At 58.1% G+C, this 20476-nt stretch carries 21 protein-coding genes and 1 tRNA gene; 9 read left to right on the top strand and 13 right to left on the bottom strand.

Annotated features, from left to right (window positions below; translation table 11 throughout):
* Window positions 1-13: 13 nt before the first annotated feature.
* On the bottom strand, window positions 14-835 hold the full coding sequence (locus ACZ1JM_RS17680; RefSeq protein WP_465133652.1) for an SDR family NAD(P)-dependent oxidoreductase: 822 nt from the start codon (window positions 833-835) through the stop codon (window positions 14-16).
* Window positions 836-1097: 262 nt separating this feature from the next.
* Between ACZ1JM_RS17680 and ACZ1JM_RS17675 the strand changes: the two genes are divergently transcribed.
* Together ACZ1JM_RS17675 and ACZ1JM_RS17670 are read left to right on the top strand one after the other, a co-directional pair.
* Window positions 1098-2333, top strand: a complete 1236-nt coding sequence (locus tag ACZ1JM_RS17675; protein WP_465133651.1) for an aromatic ring-hydroxylating oxygenase subunit alpha — start codon at window positions 1098-1100, stop codon at window positions 2331-2333.
* A gap of 10 nt (window positions 2334-2343) precedes the next feature.
* Window positions 2344-2907 carry a VOC family protein gene (locus ACZ1JM_RS17670; RefSeq protein ID WP_465133650.1) on the top strand — a complete coding sequence of 188 codons (564 nt, stop codon included), beginning with the start codon at window positions 2344-2346 and terminating at the stop codon, window positions 2905-2907.
* 114 nt (window positions 2908-3021) lie between these two features.
* Here the strand turns inward: ACZ1JM_RS17670 and ACZ1JM_RS17665 are convergent, their stop codons facing one another.
* Entirely contained in the window at window positions 3022-3822 is an 801-nt protein-coding gene (locus tag ACZ1JM_RS17665; protein WP_465133649.1) for a TonB-dependent receptor plug domain-containing protein, read from the bottom strand.
* 629 nt (window positions 3823-4451) lie between these two features.
* On the opposite strand from ACZ1JM_RS17665, the gene ACZ1JM_RS17660 reads away from it, so the two are divergent.
* Complete coding sequence (locus tag ACZ1JM_RS17660) at window positions 4452-4703, top strand: DUF6894 family protein (protein ID WP_465133648.1); 252 nt, start codon at window positions 4452-4454, stop codon at window positions 4701-4703.
* 50 nt (window positions 4704-4753) lie between these two features.
* The gene (locus ACZ1JM_RS17655) at window positions 4754-4930 is read left to right on the top strand and encodes a hypothetical protein (protein ID WP_465133647.1); all 177 of its coding nucleotides are present in this window, start codon (window positions 4754-4756) and stop codon (window positions 4928-4930) included.
* A 76-nt stretch (window positions 4931-5006) separates the two neighbouring features.
* On the opposite strand, the gene ACZ1JM_RS17650 is transcribed toward ACZ1JM_RS17655, so the two are convergent.
* Entirely contained in the window at window positions 5007-5744 is a 738-nt protein-coding gene (locus ACZ1JM_RS17650; RefSeq protein ID WP_465133646.1) for a Crp/Fnr family transcriptional regulator, read from the bottom strand.
* Window positions 5745-5902: 158 nt separating this feature from the next.
* Here ACZ1JM_RS17650 and ACZ1JM_RS17645 point away from each other — a divergent pair, with 158 nt between their 5' ends.
* Window positions 5903-6199, top strand: a complete 297-nt coding sequence (locus ACZ1JM_RS17645; RefSeq protein ID WP_465133645.1) for a hypothetical protein — start codon at window positions 5903-5905, stop codon at window positions 6197-6199.
* A 154-nt stretch (window positions 6200-6353) separates the two neighbouring features.
* Here ACZ1JM_RS17645 and ACZ1JM_RS17640 read toward each other — a convergent pair whose 3' ends face one another.
* The 3 genes from ACZ1JM_RS17640 to ACZ1JM_RS17630 all read right to left on the bottom strand — a co-directional run bounded on the left by ACZ1JM_RS17640 (window position 6354) and on the right by ACZ1JM_RS17630 (window position 10600).
* On the bottom strand, window positions 6354-8858 hold the full coding sequence (locus tag ACZ1JM_RS17640; RefSeq protein ID WP_465133644.1) for an AMP-binding protein: 2505 nt from the start codon (window positions 8856-8858) through the stop codon (window positions 6354-6356).
* Between the two features lie 536 nt (window positions 8859-9394).
* Window positions 9395-10012, bottom strand: a complete 618-nt coding sequence (locus ACZ1JM_RS17635) for a lysozyme inhibitor LprI family protein (RefSeq protein ID WP_465133643.1) — start codon at window positions 10010-10012, stop codon at window positions 9395-9397.
* A gap of 273 nt (window positions 10013-10285) precedes the next feature.
* The gene (locus ACZ1JM_RS17630; protein WP_465133642.1) at window positions 10286-10600 is read right to left on the bottom strand and encodes a tyrosine-type recombinase/integrase; all 315 of its coding nucleotides are present in this window, start codon (window positions 10598-10600) and stop codon (window positions 10286-10288) included.
* A 29-nt stretch (window positions 10601-10629) separates the two neighbouring features.
* On the opposite strand from ACZ1JM_RS17630, the gene ACZ1JM_RS17625 reads away from it, so the two are divergent.
* Window positions 10630-10779, top strand: coding sequence for a hypothetical protein (locus ACZ1JM_RS17625; RefSeq protein WP_465133641.1), 150 nt, complete (start codon window positions 10630-10632; stop codon window positions 10777-10779).
* 771 nt (window positions 10780-11550) lie between these two features.
* Here ACZ1JM_RS17625 and ACZ1JM_RS17620 read toward each other — a convergent pair.
* Window positions 11551-12927: a transposase gene (locus tag ACZ1JM_RS17620; protein WP_465133640.1), complete on the bottom strand. Its 1377-nt coding sequence runs from the start codon at window positions 12925-12927 to the stop codon at window positions 11551-11553.
* 495 nt (window positions 12928-13422) lie between these two features.
* Here ACZ1JM_RS17620 and ACZ1JM_RS17615 point away from each other — a divergent pair, with 495 nt between their 5' ends.
* Window positions 13423-13767 (top strand): hypothetical protein, encoded by a 345-nt coding sequence (locus ACZ1JM_RS17615; RefSeq protein ID WP_465133639.1) that lies wholly within the window; start codon window positions 13423-13425, stop codon window positions 13765-13767.
* 276 nt (window positions 13768-14043) lie between these two features.
* Here ACZ1JM_RS17615 and ACZ1JM_RS17610 read toward each other — a convergent pair.
* The 4 genes from ACZ1JM_RS17610 to ACZ1JM_RS17595 all read right to left on the bottom strand — a co-directional run bounded on the left by ACZ1JM_RS17610 (window position 14044) and on the right by ACZ1JM_RS17595 (window position 16434).
* A tRNA-Lys gene (locus tag ACZ1JM_RS17610) sits at window positions 14044-14119 on the bottom strand.
* A gap of 27 nt (window positions 14120-14146) precedes the next feature.
* Window positions 14147-14677, bottom strand: coding sequence for a 2-amino-4-hydroxy-6-hydroxymethyldihydropteridine diphosphokinase (gene folK, locus ACZ1JM_RS17605; RefSeq protein ID WP_465133638.1), 531 nt, complete (start codon window positions 14675-14677; stop codon window positions 14147-14149).
* Window positions 14678-14683: 6 nt separating this feature from the next.
* Window positions 14684-15559 carry an N-carbamoylputrescine amidase gene (gene aguB, locus ACZ1JM_RS17600; RefSeq protein WP_465133637.1) on the bottom strand — a complete coding sequence of 292 codons (876 nt, stop codon included), beginning with the start codon at window positions 15557-15559 and terminating at the stop codon, window positions 14684-14686.
* A gap of 14 nt (window positions 15560-15573) precedes the next feature.
* Complete coding sequence (locus tag ACZ1JM_RS17595) at window positions 15574-16434, bottom strand: class I SAM-dependent methyltransferase (protein ID WP_465133636.1); 861 nt, start codon at window positions 16432-16434, stop codon at window positions 15574-15576.
* A gap of 117 nt (window positions 16435-16551) precedes the next feature.
* Here ACZ1JM_RS17595 and msrA point away from each other — a divergent pair, with 117 nt between their 5' ends.
* The gene (msrA, locus tag ACZ1JM_RS17590; RefSeq protein ID WP_465133635.1) at window positions 16552-17082 is read left to right on the top strand and encodes a peptide-methionine (S)-S-oxide reductase MsrA; all 531 of its coding nucleotides are present in this window, start codon (window positions 16552-16554) and stop codon (window positions 17080-17082) included.
* Window positions 17083-17085: 3 nt separating this feature from the next.
* Here msrA and ACZ1JM_RS17585 read toward each other — a convergent pair whose 3' ends face one another.
* Window positions 17086-18318 (bottom strand): RsmB/NOP family class I SAM-dependent RNA methyltransferase, encoded by a 1233-nt coding sequence (locus ACZ1JM_RS17585; RefSeq protein WP_465133634.1) that lies wholly within the window; start codon window positions 18316-18318, stop codon window positions 17086-17088.
* A gap of 54 nt (window positions 18319-18372) precedes the next feature.
* On the opposite strand from ACZ1JM_RS17585, the gene ACZ1JM_RS17580 reads away from it, so the two are divergent.
* On the top strand, window positions 18373-18546 hold the full coding sequence (locus tag ACZ1JM_RS17580; RefSeq protein ID WP_465135120.1) for a DUF1674 domain-containing protein: 174 nt from the start codon (window positions 18373-18375) through the stop codon (window positions 18544-18546).
* Window positions 18547-19068: 522 nt separating this feature from the next.
* On the opposite strand, the gene ACZ1JM_RS17575 is transcribed toward ACZ1JM_RS17580, so the two are convergent.
* Window positions 19069-20475 carry an efflux transporter outer membrane subunit gene (locus ACZ1JM_RS17575; RefSeq protein ID WP_465133633.1) on the bottom strand — a complete coding sequence of 469 codons (1407 nt, stop codon included), beginning with the start codon at window positions 20473-20475 and terminating at the stop codon, window positions 19069-19071.
* Window position 20476: the final 1 nt, after the last annotated feature.

Genomic DNA, 20476 nt, shown 5'->3' with positions numbered 1-20476 from the left:
GCCTCCAACACGCTTAGGGCAAAGTATGCATACCGCCTTCGAGCATCATCGTTTGCCCGGTGATGTAGTCCGACCCTGGGCCAGCAAGGAACACCGCCAGCGGCCCGGCATCGCGATCGGGATTGCCCAGGCGACGCATCGGGATCTTATCCTTCAACGCCTCGACGAACTCCGGCCGCGCGGCCTTCCATTTGTCGAATGCCCGGGTTTCCAGTGCGGGATTGATGATGTTTACGTTGATCCCGTACTGGCCCCATTCGCGTGCGGCGGTACGCGAAAGCGCGCGGATCGCCTCCTTGGTCGCGTTATAACACGTATTGCCTTCGAAACCGATTTGACCGGAGCTGGAAGCAAAGTTGATGATCTTGCCCCCGCCAGCCGCTTTCATGTGCGGGAAGCAGGCTTTCATGAACCAGAGCGTGGCTGTAGCGCCGGTTCGGAAGGTGTATTCCCACTCATCCTCGTCGGTATCCTCACAGGCTACGAAAATGGTGGAGGGCTGCGGATCTCCTTCGGTGCCGAAACCCTGCGCATTGTTCACCAGGATATGCACCGAGCCGAACTGCTCCACCGCCTTGTTCACACATGCCATCACATCATCGCGATGGCCTACATCGCAAGGGACGCCGATGGCGGTACCGCCGGCATCGACGATCTCCCTGGCGACGCGGTCCACCGTTTCGGGTGTGCGGGAAGCAACAACCACCTTCGCTCCAGCAGCGCCGTAGGCCAACGCGATCGCGCGACCGATGCCCCGGCCCGCCCCTGTGACGATCGCGACTTTGTCCTGTAAAAGCCCGGCTTCCATAGCATCCCTCTCTCGTGATGCAGCCATTTCTATTCCTGCTGCCATCTGTACTATGGCGGAGGATGACCTCCGGCCAAAACTGGTGATACTGTCTTATGTTGTAGTTTGACGGACCGGGCCACTGCACAGTCCTTGCCCCCGATGACGGCCCATCTAATCATTTGGATAGTAGAGCTGGCCAGCCGGATAGGGTTGCATCCCACTTCGAGCACAAGACGCGATAACAATAATTCCAATGACTTGAGCATACCCGTCGATACGACTTGAGTCATGGCGAGAGGATAATCCGATGCCAGGCAACATCTACGACGAAGTAGAGGACGTCATTGCTTTCGAGTCAGCAAGGCTCGAACCGCGCCCCGACTTTCCGCCGCTGCCTGAAATACCCGGCGGCCGTTACACCAACCCGGAGTTTTTCGCCCTCGAACGCGAACACGTCCTTCTGAAAAGCTGGGTCTGCGCGGGCCGCGACGAGGATTTGCGGAACCCCGGAGACTACCGCTTGTGGGATCGGCTTGGCGTGCCCCTTTTGCTGATCAGGGGGCAGGACATGGTACTGCGCACGTTCTACAACACCTGTCGCCATCGCGGGGCACCCGTCGTTCGCGAGGAATCAGGCAACACCCGCCTGCTGCGCTGCCAATACCACAGTTGGTCCTATGGCATCGACGGGAAGCTTAAAGGTGTCCCTGACGAACGTGACTTTCCGTGCCTGGACAAGTCCCAAAGAGGGCTAATGGAAGTATCGTGCGACACCTGGGGCGGCTGGGTTTTCGTCAACCTTGATAAGCAGGCCCAGCCACTTGAGGAATACCTGGGGCCGATTATCGCCGAACTCGAATGCGTCGGCATGGAGAAACTGCGGACCATCCACGTCCAGGAGTATTCCATAGCCTGCAACTGGAAGGTCGCCATGGACGCGTTCCTTGAGGTTTACCACATCAACACCATCCATCCGACCAACGCAGGGATCATGCTTGAAAGCAAAGCGTCGGCGATGGGGCTGATGGAAGGCGGCCACTCGCGTATGGCGACCCGCAAGAAAATGAATCAGGGTTTTAATTTTGTCGAGTTCGAAGGTGCGCCGGACATCGTCTCCATGCCTGATTTCTACCGCCTAAATAATGTCGCCTATATGGCATTCCCGAACCTGATTACCCCGGTTGAGCCAACCGGATTTCCGGTGCTGTTGTTCTGGCCTGATGGGCTGGGGCACTGCACCATGCAGGCGATCTACGTGGCGCCCGACTGGGGCGATGGAGATCGACCAGACTTCTGGGAGAAGTTCCTGCCGATCTTCGACGCGGTTCTTGAAGAAGATATGGTGAATCTAGCACCCATCCAGCGCAGCCTGGAATCGGGAGGGTTTACCGGCATGATGATCAACTATCAGGAACGCCGGATCTACTGGTTTCACGAGGAAGTCGATCGACGCATTGGTCCTATGAACGTGCCGGATGCCTTGAAGGTCGATCAGATATTGCAGCCTTACATGGAACAGCCCCTTCAGCAGGCAGCAGAATGAAGTGAGAGCGATGATGGACAAGCGCGCGTTGTTTCAGCAGGCATGGTATGTAAACAGCATCGACGAGGCAGCACAAAAGTGGTCCGCTGCCTTTGGCGCCGGACCGTTTTGCATGGTGCGTCATCATCATTGCGATGAGTTCACGTATCGCGGTACACCGGAGCAGGCGGATGTCTCGTACGCTTTTGGCTATCTTGGCGACATGATGATCCAGTTCATCGAGCAGCACGACGAAAAACCCTCGATCTATCGCGATATGTTCGCCAATGGAGAGGAAGGATTTCATCACGTCGCCTACCTCGCCTCCGACTTCGCGGAAGAACGGCAGCGCTGGATCGACATGGGCTATCCCCTCGCCACCGAGCTGTGGGCTGACGAGGTTAACGCCGCCTATTTCGACACCCGTTCACTCAACGGCGGATTTACGGAAATCCATGGTGACCCCCCGCATATCATGGGCCTGTTCGCACATTGGAAAAGATTGCACGACAGCAGCACGCCTGACAGTCCGGCCACGTATGAGATGGAATCTCTCGATTTCTACAAGCGGGCGCCCCTGCTGACGCCTGGCTGACCGATCGTTCAAATTCCGAAATCGCCTGCGCCGCGAATTGGCGAGCACAGATGGCGGCGAGCGCGACACATTCATCGCGTTCCTGTGCTGACCATCCCGATTGTCATCCAAGCTTTAAGACCGATCATAGTTCGCATTCAATCCCGCGCGAACCGTACGGAGGTCCGGCTGCCCCCAACGCTGCACTGGATTGGGAACGGCAAGATTGGGATTGGCCGCCTGAAAAGCGGCTGCATCCGGTCTCTGGCGCGTACGCGATGTGGCTTCGGACTTGGAAAATTCTCCAGTGAGGACAAGGCTACCACGATCGCCGAGCGAAAGCCCCCCTTGCCCACCAGTCTGATAACTCGTGCCGTCGCCCTTATAATATTGCGAAACCTGACCATAGGCCTCCATGCCAGGCCGATCGTCCAGGATGATATTGACTACACCGGCAATGGCGTCCGAACCATATTGTGCCGACGCGCCGTCGCGCAACACTTCGATCCGCTTGATGGCAAGATTGGGAATGGTCGATAAGTCGGCGGATTGTGCACCCCGTGTGCCCAGCAGCGCGGACCGATGATAGCGCTTGCCATTGACCAATACGAGCGTCTGGTCTGCGGACAAACCGCGCAACGTGGCCGGACGAACGAAGGCTTGGCCGTCTGCCGCCGGAAGACGCTGAACATTGAAGGACGGGAGCAGTTGAGCAAGCGTATCTGAAAGATCGTTCGAAACGCTGCTGTCGACCGATTTGGAGGACAGGACGTCAATCGGTGCAAGCGCATCGAACTTTGTACGCTTTGCGTCACGCGTGCCCGTTACGATGATGGCATCACCCACATCCGGGCCGTCGGCAGCCGAAACGACATCCGCGGCCAAAGCAAATGTGCTCGTAGAAATTTGCAGCGCAACGATTGCGCTGGCAGTCATTATTTTCATGATTGGCCCCACAGGTGCGACAAATTGTTCTGAGGGCGCCGATAGAGACCTTAAATGACAGTTCTACGTCGCTGATCCACGCGTTCAAAAAAATCGCACGGTCCAAATCCTAAATGAATTCTCATATAATAAAAACCTTTCTCACCCCGTTGATATATTATTTTTTCCCGAACATTAACTATACTTCTAGGTTGATCTATTCAACCATCCATCGCAATTTCTAAGTCTAAGTTTGAGAAAACATGCACTGCTATTCATTTAGCGCCGTATCTTCGGGTTATAATGAGTGGCGACGCCCGCTCTTGATGGCAGGCATTGGCGCATTCGGCATCTGTCAGCGCAGGATACGGCCCAACACGTCAAGCAATGCGATAACGCCACGATGACCTGACCGAAAACTCAATAGGCCAGACGGCGACCCGATTTATATCTCGCCGTTAGACATCCATGACATAAAATTTAATTTTAAAATACTTGATCTTGATCAATGTGCACATGCGGTCGTCTGATAGACTATAGCGTAGGATACAACAGCCAACGCTCGCGTCATCCTTGCTGCAGGACGTTTTATAGGCCTTTTTAAAAGGAGCGGAGGTACTGTGCCTCGGTATTTCTTTCATGTGAAAGACCACAAAAGCTATCCGGACCTTCAGGGAACAGTTCTTCCGGATTTGGCTGCTGCGCGCATTGAAGCGGTACGGTTCGCGGGCGATCTGTTGACCAATGCGGGAGATAAGATCTGGAATGACGGAGAATGGTCGATGGAGATTACCGACACGTCCGGCACCCTGCTTCTGCTGCTTCGATTTCAGGCTGAGCAAATTTCCAGCAAGTCCGAAAAGATCAGGCCCGCCCAACAAGCAAATGCATGATCGACAAAAGGAAGTTTTGAGAAAATCAACAAATAAGCGAGGAGAGCAAGATGGATCAGGGTGAAAGGGAAGTGATCGTGCCCGCTGCTCGAGGAGATTCCATCAAGGAAATCGCTTTCATACTGACAATTGCGCCGTGCGTCGTGGAACGACACATTCTGAACGCCCGACGCAAAATTCCTGCCGGTGATTGCGGGGTTAGACCGCAGGACCAGTTAATCGCCTGATTTCCAGACGCTGAAGTGGTATCCCCTAGCCTGGCGCGAGCTCGAAACGCGACGGCGCGCTCAGCAAACTACTGAATCAACCAGGGCGGCGTAATCGTCTATGCAGGTAGTTTTCGTCGAACCCGGCGATCTGTATCAATTTATTGGGATCCACAATCGTCAGACTGCCACGCTGAAGCGTCATTGCTCCGGCTAACCGCAGTTCCTTTAAAACGCGGTTCAAATGCACCGGCGTCATTCCAAGCGCGTCCGCTAGCAAGAGCTGCGATACAGGCAAATCCAGTTCGGGTTTATCGGTCAGGCCGATGTTGCGCGCGCGCAGATATAACTCGCACATGAGATGGCCGACACGTTCGATGCTGCTACGCCGGCCCATGCTGGTAATCCAGGCACGCATCGTACCTTCGTCGACAAGCTGTGCCGTATATATAGCCTTGGCGATGTTGGGATGCTCGTCCATGAGCCGGTCCATCTCAGGCCTGTCAATCGTGGCCACCACGGCGGGGGAGATGGTCTGAATACCGTGGTCCATTTCGGCCAGCAAGCCAACATGATGGTCGCACGAGTCGCCGGGCATTAGAAATGCCAGTATCTGGCGCGTTCCGCTGGGCAATATTTTATAGCGACAGGCCCAGCCTTCCAGAAAGACGAACGACGGACCAGGGCGATCGCCTTCGCGGATCAGGTCTCTTCGCGCAGCGAATTTGCGCGGCCGGGCGGTGGCGGCCTTCAAGGCAGCAATGTCGTTTCTATCTAAATGCCCAAAGCTGCGCAGCTTCTCAATAAACCGATTTTCCACAAGGCTGTATCTCACATCTCCCTACACTATTACATTGTCCTGTTATAATATCCAAAGTTGATATGAGTGATGAAATCCGCTTCCGATTCTGCTATGATCCTGTGATCGTCGGCCCAGTCATCAGGCACCGGCGGCTGAGAGACTAGAGCTCTTGCCTGACCGGAGTGCGGTGCGTGAATAGGGATACCCCGAACGACAATGGTGTCGACTGTCGGGCTTTCGAACAAGATGCAGCGGCGTACGGCCAAACAGCCTTGTTATTGATCGAGAGCCTCATCCATAGCCTGATCGCGCATTCGGTCATCAGCGTCGCCGAGGCTATTGATGTTGTTGAAACCGCAGCCGAGGTGAAGGAAGACATTGGCATTGAGCGGGGCGATTCACCCGTAATGCTTCAAAAATCGCTCGTGATCCTGAAAGCGATCAGTGCCAGTCTTTCGCTCGACCTTCCGCCCAAAGAAGCACGATAGTAACGAAGGGTGTCACCTCTAACTGACCCGCGCGATGGGAAATCAGCGTCCAGTAACGCGAACGATGTGAAAGCTTTGTCGCAACTAGATGATTAATAATATCTTTATGATATGCACCGCGGTTGGGCGGTAGTTCACGACCTCAGAATAATCGTCAATTCATAGCGTGAACTGCTTGCTTGCCAACTGGCAGCTCTCGCGATTCAATACTGAGTTCGTACAGCTGAGCGTCCTGAAGGATACCGCTGGAACTTGCACCGCGAGCGTTTAGGAAAGCGCGCACCCTGCGTTCGACCCAGTGGTATGAGTGTGCAAAGACAATGCCCACTCCGATTGCTACATTAAGCGCAATCCAGGGCCTTGGTCCGTGGAACACTCGCACGACGAGGGACCAGACCTGGCCATGGCTGAGATACATGAACATCGAAGATCCCGCGACCTCGGACACTATCAATTTTGTATTCGAAGAGACCTTGATGGAGGTTGCAAAAAGCAGCAACGCTGCTCCCGCGCATATATAAGCGCTTGCCGACGTCAATCCATGATGATCTACCACAGCAACACTGACGATCACCATCGCCACCACGCGGCTTTGAAAGTCCCTGGCACTTGCCATCAACATGCCGGCAGCAACCGTCCAGAAATACCAGATAGGCGTACGATGATAGATGAAGGTCGTATCCCAGACTTTTTCGGATATCCAGCTGACTATTATCGAAGTCACCAGCAGGATGGTGCAAAACGTCATTGGGCTATTTTTCAGAAACTTCCGCATCGTCGAGAAGGACATTATCGCGGCGACGATCAGGATGAGCTGGATGTATATTTCAGCGAAATAGTAATACGCGACATGGTATTGATGTGAATCAAACCAGTTTGATATCAACAGCAATGGTTTTAACTCGAAAGCTCTAGACCAAAGCTGCATTACGATAATCACCATCACCGTCGGGATAGCCACGCTCAGCGCAGTGCCGAGTATCGTGCCGACCTTCCCGGTCCGGCTGATTTCCGGCCATTGGAAGCGCATGATGCTGTAACCGCAGAGCATATACAGAAAATAGGCAGCACCCCAATTTTTGCTGTAAACAAACGTATCGAAGTGGAGTGCGACAATACAAATCATGAAGAATGCGCGTGTCAATATGGCCACGTCCAAACTGGGCCATCCGACTTTTCCAACAGTTCTCGCTTTCTGTTCTAATTGTTCAATAGTCAGAGATTCCCACCTGTCAGGTAGAGCGCCAAAGCGCCCCTCGTAGCCGAGCGAGAATTGAATGTAGCTAAGGGAATCCCCTCCCATGCTTTCAAAGCTGTCCGTGGGACGGATACGCCGCCCAGAAAAGAAGTCCTGAAAGAAAGCCTGTACGTCTCGGGGCTTCGTTGCGACTGCATCATCCACCACGGGATCGACGGGAACAACCCTGCTCTGCTCAACAAACTCCTGAGTGAGCAGCCGGCGTTTTGCTTTACCGGTGGCCGTCCGTGGAATCGCGGAAACGATGCTGACATGCAACGCATCTCCCACGACTACTCCGAATTCTTTCAAAGCTTCCACGGCGGCGGAGTGAACCCGGTCGACTGTCAGATCAAACAGCTCGGTCGCAACCAGAATACCTTCACCACGAAGCGGGTCGGGCACTTTGGTCACAGCGATCCGACCGCCCTGCCCTAACAAAACGCCGATACGTGTCTCGAGCAAGTCCGGATTGATTTTTATTCCGCCCGTGTTGATCAGGTCGTCGGCTCTGCCATCGTAGTAGAGATATCCGTCGTCAAAGTGGCCGAGGTCGCTGGTTTCAAGCCACCCGTCGTCGCCACCAAGATTCGACAACGCATTGTTGATCAGACAATGGCGCGCAACGTGCGGACCACGGATACGAATACGTCCCTCCGTCGATATGGCGACTTCAGTAGCGCCAACCGGCATGCCGACGGATTCCAGATGCTCGTCCGGAGCTTCCGAGATATTGAGGAAAGTGCTGCGCGAGGCTTCTGTTAGACCGTAATGCTGAATGATACGCGCATTGGGAAAAAGCGCGCGTATCCCCCTCTTTTCCGCGCCGCTCATATATTGCGAACCGATTTCGAGCCACCGTAGGTTCTTGCCTGCATCGCCGATGACGGTTTGGGCCTTCAAAACTATCCGCAAAAGCGTCGGCACGGCCGACAGCGAGTTGACCTCATCTGCCGCCAGCATTCGCGAAAACTCAAGCGGATCGAAGCCGCGCGGCGGCAGATACGACCGACCGCCAACCGCGCTGATGGCGCGGATACGACCAATGCCGAAACTGTAGCTGACGGGTACGCCAACATACTCGCGTACGTCAGACGTCAAACCCATCTGATCGATCATACGCTCCGCTGCATCTGCAACATTGGCATAAGTCAGGATGATGCCTTTCGGCTTTCCCTCCGTGCCCGACGTATAGGTTATCTGCGCGGGTAGGTCGTCATGGATCAACGGGTGACGATCAACGAACCATCCGCCCCCTTCACCAGGATCAATGCAGCGCTCAACATCCATTCCCTTAGCTGAATCGACATCGGTAACATTCACAAATAGCTGACGATCTCGATTAAGAGCAAAGACGCTGTCGACATACGAGAGTGAATTCCGCATGACGAGTGCTACGGATGTCAAGCTTTCTTGCTGCACTATCGGGCCCCGCGTTGATCGCCACTGCGGCGATTGCAATAAATACGGCACGGATCAGCGATTGAAGACAAAGCGAGGCCATGCTGTCTCCGAAGAATATTTCTGGTCATCATCGCCAGCAAGTCGTGAGAAATGCCCACCGATAAGCTTGGTCGGACATTCGGGATACGCGGATCCAGCCGAGTATCGCGGCGGTCTGGTCGCCTCAAACCCTGGCTCGCTAATTGAGTGCAGATGCCTTACTTCCGCCTATGGCATGGCTGCGGTTCTCAGGAATGAACGGTGATCGCACTCGACCGATCAGATCGCGGTCGGCCGCTCAGCAAACATCGATTGGAACTGCGCCATGTGCGCCAGAGTCCCAGGAAGTCGCATCAGTTGCGCATATACGCCGGACATGCGGCCGTGACTCCTCCCGGCCCCGGGGCGGCGTACCAACGGCCTTCAGGGGCAACGTCATCGACTCAGCCTGAGGTCAAAAAGTTCGTTGCAGCACCATCACGTGACATTACGGGGTATTGGAAAATGGCTATTCCTCAATAGCGACAGTACCCCTCGTTCCTCGAAACCATGAGCCAGTCTTTCTTACCGGTGAGCGCACTTCGGTTGATCCTGTCGCCGACGCTCGGCAGTACGGTCTCAGTCACTCCGTTGCGATGAAATCGGAGACCTTGGGGTGTGATCTTTCCGGTAAAGACGCCATGCATGTCTTCGTCGAGACCCCATTGATTGTCGATTATGAAGCCGGACCCCTTGCGTGTAATCTTCATGTACGTGCCTTCACCACCCCGCCAACGGCCGACGAACGCTGACGCCGGCAGGACGCTTGCGTTCGAAGCCTGAGGTGATTTCGCTCTCAGCGCAGTGGCGCGTTCCTGCGTCATATTGACCCAGCACTGCGCAACGTACAACGACGCCGCGGATCCACCGCCGCGACCTTTGGCGAGACAATCACGATCGCGCGACTTCAACCAGGCGCGTTGTTCAGCCAGCAAGGTCTGCTTTGCCGCCGGTCGAGGGCGTGCGCGTACCGCGTTGTACCGTTCGGTCATCTTGGCATCGGCGATGCGCAGGTCGTCCGCGGCGCAGCGCTGCATTTCCACGGTTGAAACGCAACGCGCGGGCCTCGGCCCTTTAAATGCGGGGTTGGTCATGAAGGCTCCAGCGGTCTGCGCCGTCGACGGAGATGCGGCCACCGCGCCAGCCGTTGCCACTGCGATAAGAAGATACCGTTTCATTCCAGTTGATCCTTTTGTCTCGGGCGATCGTAGCGAAGGATGTTCGTACCGTCCTGCTAGTCCAAGGGTGGGCACCCGGCGTCTGCGCGACAGGCATCGCTTCGTTCGGTCGTCGGCACCGTAAGAAGTGCCATGCAGCGAACACGGGATCAAGATGTGCATTAATTAATTTATTTTCTAATTAGCTAGTTAGTGGGCTACTTTTGATCTGCCCGCACCGAGTGGACCGATTGGTGTTAGTGGATTAAGCCCATCGCCGCCATATCCGGGCGGAGAGATGCCGGCCGTATTGATGTGCATCGGTGCCAGCAAGAACTGGATGATGCGGATATCGACACCCTGTTCGGGCAGGTGAGTGACAAACGAATGCCGCAGAATATGTAGACTAATCCGCTTATGAATTTCGGCACGCTCGGCTGCTTCTAGCACAACGCGGTGCAACCGGCGGGCCGAGATCGGATCCGTGCAATTGCGACCGAAGAAACGCCAGCCATGCAGCAACATTACCCGCGCCGCTTGCCTTCGCACTACCAATGACGGAGCAAATCAAGCAGGTGTGGCGAGAGCATGGCGTTGCGATCCTTGAGTCCCTTGCCCTGCTCGAAGCGGATCATCATGCGCTCGCTGTCGACATCTCTGACCTTGAGGTGGTGACCTCGGACACGTGCAGTCCCGCGCCGTAAGCCACGCCGAAAACGGCCTCGTATTTTATGCCTTGCACAGCGTCGAGCAGCCGCGCTGTCTCAAAACCACCCGCAACTTGGGCACGTAATGCATGACGAAAAGCCCAGCGCCATCCCCGGCGCTTGAGGGTTATACCCGAACAGGAAACGCAGTGGGGATACAGCCCCATTGATGGTTGCCGGACCAAAAGCGCGTTCATGCTGATTGATCTTAAAACTCCCGAGGTCTCCGATCATCGCCCTATCAGCAGGCCGGCCGAGATATGCAGCAAATGATCGGACGTCGCTCGCGCAGGGAATTGTTCGGGGTGGGGGAAAGTAATGGAATCCATGGTGAGTTCCTTTCCGTTGAAGGAACTCCTCAGTCGCAAAGCCTGAACAATACTACGCTACTTCACCCCACGCGACCCTCCCGCAACGAGGGGTCGTACATTGGTCGCGAGGCGCCGGATCAAAAGACGTTTTGCACCGAGGGCGCTCAAAACAGATGCGGAGCGTCTTGTGACCGTCGACATCAAATAGCTGACCGTTAGGACGGTCCTGTCGTTTGCCGCCAAACGCAGCCGCCGAAGGCTTCACATCAATACGATTCCCAGTCGTCAGCTTCTTCAAAAATCTCGCTTTAGGGACGCTTCTTCTCGAGCCGAAGCCACAAACCAAGGCGCTATAACGGTGATGTAGCGATGATGCTACCGTCAGGGTTTGATCGATAGCGTTGAAAAAGTCCGGGATTGTCGTTCGCTGATATTGAAGTGAGGCTGGGCGCCCGCCTCATGCGGGACTAGTTGCTGGATAGATCGGTACGAGCTTTGCCAGTTTACGGAGGTTTTGTGCCGTGGCTGCCAGGAGGAACTCGTCTTTTGCACCATTTGGTCCTCGCAGGCGCAAGCGATCGAGCTTGAGGATGCGTTTGAGGTGGGCGAACAGCATCTCAACCTTTTTCCGTTCGCGGCGGGAGGTGACATAGGCGTCGGTTTTGGACAAATCTCTTGCCAGATCCCGTGCCCCCTCGTGGATTGATCGGATCACTTTTCGGTTGGGCTGACCTGGGCAGCATTGCAGCTTGAGAGCGCAGGCATCGCAGTCATGTTTACTGGCGCGGTAGCGGATGAACCCGTCCTGATCGACGTCAGGCGGTGGGATCGCATAGTTCTTGCGGCGCGGGAACAACTCTTTGCCGCCGGGACATACATAAAGATCATTTTGATGGTCGTAGCGGAACTCAGTGCGTTGGTAGCTTCCAGTCCGGCGGCCCGCATGATCGAAAATGGGAATATGCGGTTCGATGCCACGCTCATGGACAAGCCAGGCGATATTGGCGGCATCGCCATAACCAGTATCGGCGGCCAGGCGCCGTGGCCAAATGCCAAAGCGCTCCTGCGTCCTATCGATCATCGTTCGCTGCGCCGTCACCTCGGCGGGGCGAATGGCGGTGGTGGCTTCAACATCAACAATTACGGCGTTTTCTAAATCGATGAGATAATTGGTGCTGTAAGCGAAGAAGGCTTGTCCGCCATGAGCGCTTGTCCAGCGCGCTGCAGGATCGGCAGGTGACAGATATTTGGGCGTGACGGGCGATGCCGCGCCGAACGCTGCCGCATCGAGCACCTCCAGATACTCCCGGGCTGCATGGTTGCCGATGTCCGGGGGCAAGCCTTCCTCGCCGGGCACACCTCGCTGGCGGTTCGCGTCGGCCTTGATCAGGCTGGCGTCGACGGCAAAGCCCTCGCCACCGACCAATCCCTCCTCGATACAGCGCGTGACCGTCATCTCAAACAGGTTCCGCAACAGATCGCTATCCCGAAAGCGGCCGTGGCGGTTCTTGGAGAACGTCGAATGATCCGGCACCGCTCCGTCAAGGCCGAGGCGGCAAAACCAGCGATAGGCAAGATTAAGATGCACTTCCTCGCACAGGCGCCGCTCTGACCGGATGCCAAGGCAATAGCCAATGAGCAGCATCCGGACCATGAGGTCGGGATCGATCGAAGGGCGGCCAGTCTCGCTATAAAATGGTCGCAGTTTCTCCCGGATACCGTTCGGGTCCACAAAGCGTTCTACGGCCCGCAGCAGGTGACTTTGCGGCACATGGTCCTCTAGGCTGAAGCTGTAAAACAGCGCCTCTCGCATCACCGTTCGAGCACCCATCATCAGCCTGTCTCCCAACGACAGGCCCAGTGAATCAGGACTTTGCCACTACTGCAAGGCTGAGTTTTTCAACACTATCGATCAGCACCTTGCGTTCTTCGAGTTTTGAAAAGCTTTCGTCCATGAATTGTGCATTGCAAAGAGTACCTCTGATTAGGCTATTAGCGGTTACTATTGTTCTATCACTATCGAATTTTTTGATGAATTAATATTCGAGATCTCGACTGCTAATTCTATTTCCCAGGGACGTCATTTTAATGGGCAAGGCAAAAAACCCCCCTCAGATGAAGAAACCGCAAAAGGGGTTAGGCAACCTGCAAAGTTGTTTGAAAAGGCTGCTCAGCTCATAGTTTGTAAATGGATGCCGGCGAACTAGAACCGACACGAAGGTACGCCAAGGTAAACGCAGGTGATTGCTTTGTGCAGAAAACTTATAGCCTCGTAGCACAGCTATCATGAGAAGCTGGCTCAAATGCCCTGTGCGAACATCTAGTCAAGTTGATTAAAGATCTGCTAAACCGCCATCATCAGGGCGGCCCATCAACTGATATGAAGCCATTCAAGCTGGCATTGCTACTTATGGCTAAGTGGGAAAAAGAGCCGCCGCCAAGAGGTCCTTTTAATACGAAGCGACGTTACGACTTCAGTAATCAGATGGAACTGGCCGCCTCGCCAACACCGTCAGACCGCAAGCTAAAAAGCCGAATTGGCTACAATGACCGATGCACAACTTCTGAAAAAATCGACGAAGGCGCCCCTTGCTCCAAAGGCAAAAACCTTTTGTGCCGCCAGAAGGTGCCCATGATGAAACTCTTTTGTGAAGGAGAATGTGGGGCGTCTTGACGTCACCGCCAACTATCAAAGAACAGCGACCTAAGAAGCGCTCTGGTTCTCCTCGTCCGCCAAAAATAGCGGAGCGAGCTAGCGAAACTTTGATCGACAGAAGCCGCTATCGGCAAGACAACAGGCGTAATGCCCGGATCGGCTCTCGCAATTCAATCGAATTTAAGCAGGGTAATCACATCATCAAATGCTGCGGGGTCCCCCTGAATGCCCTCGTTTGTGGTTGCCAGAAGGAAAAGCCGCCAAATTGAAACTAAACTAAGTCATTGAAATTTATGGTGAGCCCTGCTGGGTTCGAACCAGCGACCTACTGATTAAAAGTCAGTTGCTCTACCGACTGAGCTAAGGGCCCCAATGCCGCGTTGCGGTCAGGTGGGGGTCACCTAGGGGCCTGACGCGGCTTGGTCAAGCGGGCGTGTAGATGACTTATCCGCAGCCCGGTCAACGGGTCCCGCCATTCGCCGGCGATCCTAGCCGCCGGAGCAAGCACAAACGGACGGGTTCGAAACGCGGGATGCGGGATCACAAGGTCGGCGACCCCGTCGTGCCCGGCATAGGCACCTTCACTCCAGGCGACGATGTCGAGGTCCAACACGCGGGCGCCCCAGGCTTTGCCCTTGCGAATTCGCCCGAATTCTTGCTCGATGCCCTGCAATCGGTGCAGCATCGGGTGTGGTTCGAGATGTGCGCTGACGATCGCGACCGTGTTGGCATAACGGCGAAGCGATGGCCCCATTGGCGGGGTTTCAATAATTCGGGACGAGGCGACAAGGGTCAGGTCGCCCACGCCTAACGCCGAAAGCGCCGCCATCACGACTTTGCGCGGTGAGCCCAGCCGTCCATGGTGCATGTTGGAACCAATGCCGACAAGGTACAGTTGCTCGCCCGGATCATCCTCAGCCGACGACATTGCCGATCAGATGTCCTGCGCGATCCTGCCGTAGAGTTGCGGACGGCGATCGCGGAAGAAACCCATGCCAGCGCGGTGTGTCGCGGCGCGGTCCAGATCGAGCGTCGCGGTCAACACACCGGTCTCCTCTGCGCCGAATTCGGCGAGATAATCGCCCCACTCGTCGGTTATGAAGGAGTGGCCGTAGAACGCCTGTTCACTGCCGCATTCGGTTTCCGCGCCGATGCGATTGGCGGCGATCACCGGCATGCAGTTCGAAACGGAATGGCCGACCATCGCCCGGCGCCACATGCGGCTGGTGTCGAGCGTCGCGTCATAGGGCTCCGAACCGATTGCCGTGGGGTAGAACAGCAATTCCGCACCCATCAGCGCCATCACTCGCGCGCATTCGGGATACCACTGGTCCCAGCAGACGCCTACGCCGACGCGGGTGCCGAAGAGATCCCATACCTTGAAACCATCGTTGCCGGGCCGGAAATAGTATTTTTCCTCATAGCCCGGGCCGTCCGGGATATGGCTCTTGCGGTAAGTGCCCATGATCTGCCCGTCGGCGTCGATCATCGCCAGCGTGTTGTAGTGGTGATGCCCGTCCCGCTCGAAGAAGCTGGTCGGGATTGCCACGTTCAGCTTTGCCGCCAGCGCCTGCATCGCAATGACCGACGGATGCTCCGCCGTTGGCCTGGCGAGGGCGAAGAGAGCTTCGTCCTCCACCTTGCAGAAATAGGGGCCGGAAAACAGTTCGGGCGGCAGCACAATCTGCGCGCCCCGCCCCGCCGCCTGCTCCACCAGCGCCGAAACGGCGGCGATATTCTCGCCCTCATCGGCGGAATTGAGGGCGAGCTGCAGCGCGGCGACGGTGATCTGGCGTTCGGCTTGAGACATGGGCGCGGCCCCTATCAGTCCCGCTTGCGGAAAAGAAGAGTCATCCGGTCGCTTTCGCCGATCGCCTGGTACTTGGCGCGGTCCTTGTCTTTCAAGGCGAGCATCGGCGGCAACGTCCACACCCCGTCAGGCCAGTTGGCGGTATCCTTGGGATTGGCGTTGATTTCCGACTTGGCGACCAGATCGAAGCCGTTCAGTTCCATGAAGCGGATGACGTCGGCCTGCCGCAGATACCCTTTCGAGCCATCGGTGTAGGAATAGGGCGCATCCGCCTTAGCGCGGTGCTGTTCGATGCCGACCAACCCGCCCGGCTTAAGCAGACCGCGAAGGGCCTTGATCTCGCTGTCGGCAATGTTCCAGCGCAGCATGTTATGCAGCATGCGAGGGACGATGATCACGTCGAACGTGCCCTTTTCCTGGGCGGGGACGGCATCCAGCGTGTAGGCGGAAAAGCGCGAGGCATCCATGCCGGTGAACTTGGCCACGTCGGCAGGGTAAGAGGCGGCGGCCTTGCGGATAGGCTCCTGACGGTCTGCCGCGAACGCCCCGCTCTTCGGGTCGAAGAACAGGCCGACCAGCTTGCCCTGCTGTCCAAGGTACAGCCCAAGGAAGCGGGAATACCATTCGCCGCCGGGCGCGTACTCGCCAACCTTCATCTGCGGACCGACGCGGAAAAAGTTCAGCGTTTCGACGGGATGACGGGCCGCGTCGCGCGCGCGATCGTCCTTGCGCAAGGGATTGGCGGCGACCTTTTCAAGCTGTGCTTTGCAGCCGGTGCATGCCTCGCTGGACGGGGCCTTGGCACCCGTCTGGGCGATGGCCGGGGCAGCCATGAGGGCGAGGAGCGAGGACACGGTCAGCAGGGCACGGCGCATGAAGCTTCTCCGAATGGATCGAGACATAGGCGACACTAGCTGGCCGCAAGGCAATGACAAGCGGCCACGGCGTTCCTATCTACCTGCCAACTAATTCGTATTGAGGACATAGTTGAGATGGAAACGGCGATCGTGGCTGGCGGGTGCTTCTGGTGCACCGAGGCAGTGTTTCGGGACGTAGTGGGCGTCAGCAATGTGGAAAGCGGCTATATCGGTGGCAGCGTCGATAATCCCACCTACAAGCAGGTGTGCGCGGGTTCGACCGGCCATGCCGAAGCCATCCGGTTCGACTTCGATCCGGAGGTCATCTCGTATGCCCAGGTGCTGGACGTTTTTCTCGGCACGCATGACCCGTCGCAACTGAACCGTCAGGGCAACGATGTCGGCACGCAGTACCGTTCCGCGATCTTCCCGTTAAACGACGCGCAGACCGAGGAAGCGACCGCGGCGATCGCCCGCTGGGATCAGGAACACCACGGCGAAAAGGCCGTGACCACGATCGAACCGCAGGCGCAGTGGTATCCGGCGGAAGATTATCACCAGGAATACTGGGACGGCGAAGGCCAGCGCAACCCCTATTGCCTTGCTGTCATTCCGCCCAAGCTGATGAAACTGCGCAAGAGCTTTCAGGACAAGGTGAAGGCGTAAGCCTTACGCCTTGAGCCATCTTGAAATGTAGAACCCGTCAAGCCCGCCCACCTCGGCGAGCATGGCGGGATCTGTCCGCACCGTGCCCTCGGGCGTCGGCGACAGCCCCGCCGGCAGGTCCGACTGATCAACGGGAATCAGCGACAGTCCGTTCGGCACTGCGTGCTCCTCGCCCTCCGCACGCTCCAGCGAGCATACGGCGTAGACGATAACGCCACCGGCCTTGAGCCATTCGGCGGCGCGCGCAAACAAGGACGCCTGCAATTCCGCCATCTCGGCGATCTGGCGCGGGCCGATGCGGTGCAGCACATCGGGGTGGCGACGCGCGGTGCCGGTCGCCGTGCAGGGGGCGTCGAGCAGGATGGCGTCGAACTTTTCGTCCGGCGTCCAGGCAAGCGCATCTGCCAACACGACGTTCGCCTCCAGACCGGTGCGCGCCAGATTTTCGCGCAGGCGTTCCATCCGGCGCTTGGCGTTATCAAGCGCCGTCACTTTCCAGCCTTGGGCGGCCAGCTGCATCGTCTTGCCGCCGGGAGCCGCGCACAGATCGAGCACGCGCCTGCCCTCACCCGCTCCGAGGAGACGAGCGGGCAGGCTGGCCGCCAGATCCTGCACCCACCAGGCGCCGTCGCGGAAGCCGGGGAGCGTGTCGATCGCCGCACCGCGCGGTAGACGCAAGTGCCCCGGCATCAGCGATACGCCGCCCATACGCTCGGCCCACTCGCCCGTGGCGGCAGGATCGCGAAGAGCAAGATCAAGCGGCGGAGGCTCAGCAAGACCCGCGGCGATGTCGATAGCGCGATCGCCCCAGCGCAGCATCACGCCATCGGGAAGGCTGGGCGCTTCGGGCAAAGCCGCGCCCGCCTTCATCAGGGTCGAGAAAACACCGTGTGCCAGGCGTCGCGGTCCACCCGCCAGCAGCGGCAGTCCCGTAGCGATCACGGCATGTGGCGGGGTTTCGAGGCGCAGCACCTGGGCCAGCATCAGGCGCAGGACGGCGCGCGGCTTGGCGTCATCGGGCAAGCGCAGCCGAGTGGCCGAATCGATCAGGAGATCCAGGTCTTCCTTCCACCGCAGTGTTTCACCGGCGATGGCGCGTGCCAGAGCGCGATCGGCATCGCCGCGTACGCGGGCCAGCGCCCCGCCTGCCGCCTGATCCAAGGTCTCCCCCCGGCGCAAGACGGCATCGACAAGGTTCAGCGCGGCAAGGCGCGCGGGTAGGCCGGGAATATCCATGCGCGGCCCTTATCGACGATTGCGATTTTGCGCCAGTCGCACCACATGACCGATATGACCAAGCGCGCCACCACCCGTCCCGAAGCGTTCGACAAGCCCGCTCACTGGACCAACGAGCCAGCGCCGATACCGGCGCCCCCCGCAACGGACGAAAAGTCCGAGCCCGACGGCCTTTCGCCCACCCGCTACGGCGACTGGGTGCAAAAAGGCATTGCGATCGATTTTTGAGGGTTGGGGTGAGCTGACGACGGCTTTCCCGATCGCCCCGTCACCCTGAACACAAAAAGGGCGCGCCCGCAGGCACGCCTCATCCTCCGCTGGCGAGTGCGGAGCTAACGCCATCTGAAAACGCAAAGGCGACATTGGGGGCAACATCGGGCCGGCGTTGTGGGCGCCCATGCTGGGGCGCGCTGGATGTTTGCCTTCTCGTGCGAATGGCCGGGTAGGGGCAAAGACAGCCCGGCTCGGCTGGGTATTTTAAGGACCGATCGCTTCGCCTGCCGCTTCGTGCTCGCAACGGGTGCAGGCTGAGGGGACGGATCGGAGTACCTGCTCCTTAGCGGGAACAGGAGTGCCGAAGGCCACGATGGATCGATCCGGGCAATAAGGGCGCATGGATGGCGTGATCACGACTGACGAGACGCAACCCCGGCCCACGACGCCGACCCGAAACACCACCGGAGCCTGTGTACGGCAGACCCGGCAGATGGTGCGGCATATAACCTATTTGGTTATTAAAGTCAAGCCCCGTCAGCGCTGCCAGCCGCCACCCAGCGCCAGGAATACGGAAATCTGATCGTCCACCAAAGCGGATGCAGCGGCGGCATGGTTGACTTCCGCCGTTGCCAGATTGCCTTGAGCACTGAGGAGATTCAGGAAATCGCTGCGGCCGAAGCGGAACAGCTTGTTCGCCTGATCGGCCGAGACAGCGGCGTTGTCCCGAGCACGGCCAAGCGCCGCCGCTCGCTCGCGGTCACGGGCGTAGGTTTCCATCGCCGTCTCTGCCTGACGCAAAGCTTCCAACACTGCCCCGTCAAAGTTGGCGAGATCGGCGCGCACCTGGGCATCAGCAGCGTCGATACGTGCCCGCACCACCGGGCGATTGGGGAAACTCCAGCTCAGCAGCGGCCCCAGGCTGAACCCGAAGCTGTCTCCCCTGCCGAAATCCTCCAGCGGGCCGGACAGGCCCAGCGAACCGCCGATGCTGACTTGCGGATAGAGGTCTGCCGTCACCACGCCGATCCGGGCCGTGTCTCCCGCGATCGTCCGTTCCGCCTGCCGGATGTCGGCGCGCCGACGGATCAGCGCCGCCCCGTCCGCCACGGGGAGGCTTCCCGCAAGCCGCGGCAGGGTGGCACAGTCCGCCACTTCGCGGGGATAGTCGGCGGGCGCACGCCCCAGCAGCGTTGCCAGCAGATAGAGCGCGTTCTGGCGCGCGGCGGTGAACGCGGGAAGCGCGGCGGCGCTGCTTTCCACCGCTGCCGCCGCCCGGCTCACGTCGAAGGCAGTACCACGCCCTCCTCGCTGCAACCGGCGGGTCGCGTCGAGGGTCTGGCGCTGCAACCGCACGACCTTTTGCGTGACGGCAAGCTGGTAGTTTGCCGCGCAGACCCGAGCGTAGGCCCGCGTGGTGCCCGCCGCCACGCTGACGCGCACCGCATCGCGCGCGGCTTCGACCACGTCACGGTCAGCCTGACTCGCCTCGATGGCGCGACGCAGTTTTCCCTTCAGGTCCAGTGGATAGCTAAGCGCCAGGCCGAGATTGTCGGTTACGACGCCCGGCAACGGCGCGCCGGTCTGCGACTGTCGGGAAAGATCGACCGCCCCCGTCACCGACGTAGATAGCGCCCGGGCACCCGCAGCCTCCCGCACCACCGCATCGGCACGGTCCAGGTTCGCTGCCGCCGCGCGCAGATCGGCGTTGGCCGCCAGAGCCTCTTCGACCAGCCCGTCCAACCGGGGATCGTCATACAGGCTCCACCAGCGATCGGGCAGGTCCTCTTGCGAAAATGCCGCCCCTTTCGCGGAAAGGAAGGCGCCTTGTGCCGATGGCTGGGTGGCCGCCGATTGCTCGGGCGGATGATAGTCCGGCCCGGCCGTGGCGCAGGCCGTCAGTGACAGCGCCACGGCGACGGCCAACGTTAAACGAGGTTTCATG

Source organism: Novosphingobium sp. BL-S-24 (genome assembly GCF_055521575.1).
The sequence above is the reverse complement of the archived record's forward strand: the minus strand, read 5'-3'. Positions and strand labels throughout refer to the sequence as shown.